The 4,404-nt window shown below is 64.1% G+C and carries 4 protein-coding genes and 1 pseudogene; all 5 read left to right on the forward strand.

The genetic code is table 11. The features are described from left to right. Positions 1-327: pseudogene (locus tag JHD07_RS33700) on the forward strand (flagellar hook-length control protein FliK); the annotation flags it as partial. After that, the gene (locus JHD07_RS33705; RefSeq protein ID WP_291630014.1) at positions 278-859 is read left to right on the forward strand and encodes a transglycosylase SLT domain-containing protein; all 582 of its coding nucleotides are present in this window, start codon (positions 278-280) and stop codon (positions 857-859) included. The pseudogene JHD07_RS33700 and the gene JHD07_RS33705, both read left to right, overlap by 50 nt. A 90-nt stretch (positions 860-949) precedes the next feature. Continuing rightward, complete coding sequence (locus JHD07_RS33710; RefSeq protein WP_291630016.1) at positions 950-2,182, forward strand: flagellar hook protein FlgE; 1,233 nt, start codon at positions 950-952, stop codon at positions 2,180-2,182. Positions 2,183-2,216: 34 nt separating this feature from the next. Then, positions 2,217-3,692: a flagellar hook-associated protein FlgK gene (gene flgK / locus JHD07_RS33715; RefSeq protein ID WP_291630018.1), complete on the forward strand. Its 1,476-nt coding sequence runs from the start codon at positions 2,217-2,219 to the stop codon at positions 3,690-3,692. A 3-nt stretch (positions 3,693-3,695) separates the two neighbouring features. After that, positions 3,696-4,404: flagellar hook-associated family protein (locus JHD07_RS33720; protein WP_291630020.1), on the forward strand; the 709-nt coding region annotated here is incomplete at its 3' end.

The following is a 4,404-nucleotide window of genomic DNA, read 5'->3' on the forward strand; positions in this document are numbered from 1 at the left end:
CGGAAAGACACCAGCCAGATGCTCGACCAGCAGCGCGACCAGATCCGCGATCTCATGCAGTCGGCGGGCTACGTCGCCGACGTCGCACCGGTGCAGCACGGCTCGCTGGACGGATTCCAGAGCGGCTCCGGCCAGTCGCAGCCGCAGGGCCCGGGCCAGCAACAATCCTCGCCGCAGTCGCAAGGCACTTTCGGCGGTGCCGGCGCGTCGCCGGGGCAATCCGACGGCGGCGCGAAGCAAGCTCGCCAGGAGCGCGAGTCCAACCAGGAGACGCGTCATGACCAGGACGTGGCGCCGCATCATCGTCGCGGCCCTGTTTATCTCTAACGCGAGCGCTGCGCAGGCGGCCGCCGAAGCCGCGCGCCCTTGCGAACGGGAGATGGCGCGTGCCGCGCAACGGCACGGGATTCCGCTCGGCATTCTCTATGCCGTCGGCCTCACCGAGACCGGTAGGCGCGGCGCGCTGCATCCCTACGCGCTCGGGGCCGACGGCCAGACCGTGTTCGCCAAGGACATCAACGACGCCATCTCGCATTTCGAGGCGATACGCAGCAGGGGCATCAAGCTGATCGATCTCGGCTGCATGCAGATCAACCATTATTATCACGGCGAAAAGTTCGCGTCGGTACGGGCGATGTTCGATCCCGCGGGGAACGTCGAGTACGCCGCGCGCTTCCTCAAGGAGTTGAAGCAGCGCGAAGGCAGCTGGACCATGGCGGTGGCCCGCTACAATGCGGGTCCCAACAATCAGCCGGCGCAGAAGCGCTATGTCTGCCACATCGTTGCGCATCTCGTCTCGAGCGGCTTCGGCGCATGGACCGACAAAGCGCGCACCTTCTGCCAGCCAAAAACGAGCTGATAACATGAAGTTGTGCATCCCGCCCCATCATCAGCCCCGCGCAAGCAAGAACCCCCATTGTAACTGCAACCTACCAAAGGAGCCCAATTCATGAGCCTGTATGGTGTTATGCGCACCGGCGTTTCCGGGATGAACGCGCAGTCCAACAAGCTGTCGACGGTCTCGGACAACATCGCCAACGTCAACACGGTGGGCTACAAGCGGGCTTCCACCGAATTCTCCTCGCTGATCCTGAAGAGCGGCTCCGGCAATTGCGATTCCGGCGCGGTCGAAACCAAGGTCCGCTATGCCATCAGCGACGGCGGCAATACCCAGTATACCACGTCGACCACGGACCTCCGCGTCCAGGGCAATGGCTTCTTCGTGGTGTCGAACGCCAACAACACGCAGCAATATCTGACGCGCGCCGGCTCTTTCGTGCCTGACAGCCAGGGCAATCTGTACAACGCCGCCGGCTACTACCTCCTGGGCCAGCCCGGCAACGTAAGCAATTTCTCGCAGAACAGCCTGTCAGGCATGCAGATCGTCAACATCGCCCAGGTCTCGCAGGTGCCGGTGCCGTCGACGGCGGGCACGCTCACGACCGGCAATCTGGATCCGAAAGCGGCCGTCATTGCTGGCCCACCCGGCCCGGCCTCATATTCATCGAAGAGCTCGATCGTGGCCTACAACAATATCGGCCAGGCCGTTACGCTCGACGTCTACATGTCCCACACGGCGACGGCTGCCGGCCTGGATACCTGGCAGATAGGGGTCTACGACTCCGCGACGGGCACCTCGCTCGGTGCCGCCACGACCTTCACTTTCGACACCACGGCGGCCGGCAGGGGCGCGCTGGACGCGGCGAGCCCGACCGGTCTCGCCTTCACCGTTCCCGGAGGTGCGGCGATGACCCTGGACCTGTCGAATTTGACCCAGGTCGGCACCGATTTCAGCTTCAAGGCCACCGTCAATGGCAGTGTCCCATCGGCCATCGAGAAGGTCGATATCGACGATGCGGGCCACGTGACGGCGATCCTCAAGAACGGGCAGCAGCTGACGCTCTACACGATCATGCTCGCCGACGTCGCGAGCCCCGACAATCTGACGCCCGAGCCGGGCAACGTCTATTCGACCAACATGAATTCCGGCAATGCGCAGGTCGGAAATGCCGGCACCGGAGGGCTCGGCACGGTCCAGTCCAGCGCCCTGGAGGATTCCAACGTCGACCTCGCGGACGAGCTCACCGGCATGATCGAAGCCCAACGCGGCTTCACGGCGAACTCGAAATCGTTCCAGACCGGCTCGGATCTGCTGGACGTCGTCGTCAACCTGAAGCGCTGAATTCGTCAGCGCTCGATTCGAGCAAGAGCACGCCATGTCGCTTACCGCCGCTCTCAACTCGGCCCGCTCCTCGCTCATGGCGTCGAGCGTCCAGTCGTCGGTCATCTCGCGCAACATCGCTGGTGCCGGCGCCACCGGTTATTCGCGCAAGCTCACCGTGCTGGACAATCTGCCCGGCGCCGGGGTCTATGTCGCGGCGATCCAGCGCGCCGCCAGTTCGGGTCTCTACAACAACGTTCTGATCGCGACCTCGTCTTCCGCCAAGCAAAGCGCCATCTATGACGGCCTGCAGAAGATCGCGGCCGCGACGGTGGACGATCCGGAGATCGACCATTCGCCGACGGCGCAACTCAACGCCCTGAAGCAGGCGCTGCAGAAATTTGCCAACGCTCCTGACAACACCACGCTGGCGCAGGCGGCTGTCACGTCGGCCAAGGACATGGCGACCGCGCTCAACCAGGCGACGGAGACGGTGCAGTCGGCCCGCGAGAGCGCCGATGCCGACATGAACATTTCGGTCCAGACCATGAACCGGCTGCTGTCCCAGTTCGAGACCGTGAACACCGCGATCGTGAAAGGCACGATCTCCGGCGACGACATCACCGACTACCTCGACCAGCGCGACAACATCGTCTCGCAGCTGTCGGAGGAGGTCGGCGTCACGATGTCGATCCGTCCCAACGGCGACGCTGCGCTCTACGCCGACAGCGGCGTCGTGCTGTTCGACAAGACGGCGCGGGCCGTGAGCTTCGCGGCGACGAATGTCTACACCGCCGGGACCACGGGCAACGCCGTCTACATCGATGGCGTCCCGGTGACCGGAGCCAATTCGGTGATGCCGCTGAAATCGGGCAAGCTCGCCGGCCTCGCGCAACTGCGTGACCGGGACACCGTCACCTATCAGAGCCAGCTCGACGAGATCGCGCGCGGCTTGATCAATACGTTCCGGGAAAGCGATCAAACCGCCGCAGCGCTGCCCGACGTTCCCGGCCTCTTCACCTATCCCGGTGCGCCGGCAATGCCTGCGAGCGCCACCGTCTCGGTGGGCCTCGCCGGCACGATCTCGGTTGCGGCATCGGTCGATCCGGCCCTGGGCGGCGATCCGAACCTGCTGCGCGACGGCGCGATCAGCGGCAATCCCGCCTACCAATACAACACCGCCGGCAACAGCGGCTATTCCGCCCGGCTGCATCAGCTCGTCGGCGGCATCGACGCCTCGCAGCCCTTCGACGCGACCACGCAGGGCAAGCCGAACGGCAGCTTGATCGACTTCGCATCGTCATCGACCAGCTGGATCGAAGACCAGCGAAAGACCGCCGATGCCAATTCCGAGTACCAGAGCACGCTCCTCAACCGCAGCATCGCCGCGCTGTCGAACGTCAGCGGCGTCAACATGGACGACGAAATGGCCTTGATGCTCCAGGTCGAGCGTACCTATTCGGCATCGTCGAAGATCATTTCGACTGTCGATGAAATGTTGCAGAGCCTGCTCGCTGCCGTGGGGAACTGAGTCATGATGAGCGCGAACTACATTTCCACCCTGATGTTGTCCTCGTCGTTGCGGTCTTCGATCACGAACAACCAGGCCGCACTGAGCAGGGCGTCGACCGAGGCGACCACCGGACGCTTCTACGATGTCGGCCTCGAGCTCGGTGCCACGACCGGAAGCGACCTCACGCTGCGGGCAGACTGGAGCTTCGCCGACCAGCTCGTCGACACCAACGGGCTCGTCGCGGGACGCCTGGACGTGACGCAGAACCGGATTACCCAGCTCAACAAGACCGCGACCGACTTCCTCAAGGATCTGATCGCGGCCCGCAGCACCGACGGCGGCGGCCGGGTCATCCTGCCGCCAGCGTCGTCCAATCTCCAGGACCTGATCGGCGCGCTGAATGTCTCGTATAACGGTTCTTCGCTGTTCTCGGGCATCAACACGCAGAACGCGCCGATCACACCTTACGCCGCCGGCTCTGCCAGCAAGAACCAGGTCGATGCCGATTTTCTCGCGACCTTCGGCTTCGCGCAATCCTCGCCCGCCGTGGCCACCATCACTCCGGCACAGATGCAGACCTTCCTGGACACCACCTTCGATGCCGAGTTCGCGAGCCCGGCCTGGAACACCAATTGGTCGTCGGCGACGGACCAGACCATGCAAAGCCGCATCTCCACCACCGAGATCGCGGAGACATCGGTGAGCGCCAACGAGATCGGCTTCCGCAGGC

This window comes from Bradyrhizobium sp. (genome assembly GCF_016462955.1).
GTDB lineage: Bacteria > Pseudomonadota > Alphaproteobacteria > Rhizobiales > Xanthobacteraceae > Bradyrhizobium.